We start from the raw sequence: 384 nt of genomic DNA on the forward strand, positions 1-384 counted from the left end.
TCGGGCCAGAGGTGCTGGTGGGCCTGGCCTGCGAGCGCAGCCTGGAGATGGTGGTCGGCCTGCTGGCGATCCTCAAGGCCGGCGGTGCGTATGTGCCACTGGACCCGGCGTACCCCGAGGACCGCCTGGCCTACATGATGGAAGACAGCGGGCTGAGCGTGGTGCTGGCCCAGTCGCACCTGCAACTGCCAGTTCCGCAAGGCGTGCGCACGTTGCTTCTGGACGATGACTTCGGCGCCTTCGCCACGCACAACCCGGCACTCTCGCTTGACCCTGCCAACCTGGCCTACGTGATCTACACCTCCGGCTCCACCGGCAAGCCCAAGGGCGCGTTGCTCGCGCACCACAACGTACTGCGCCTGTTTGCCGCCACCGAACACTGGT

Annotated in this window: 1 protein-coding gene; it reads left to right on the forward strand. The window is 66.9% G+C overall.

The genetic code is table 11. The features are described from left to right. Positions 1-384: AMP-binding protein (locus tag NJH59_RS25440; RefSeq protein ID WP_253087482.1), on the forward strand; the 384-nt coding region annotated here is incomplete at both ends.

This window comes from Pseudomonas sp. VE 267-6A (genome assembly GCF_024126555.1).
Lineage (GTDB): Bacteria > Pseudomonadota > Gammaproteobacteria > Pseudomonadales > Pseudomonadaceae > Aquipseudomonas > Aquipseudomonas palmensis.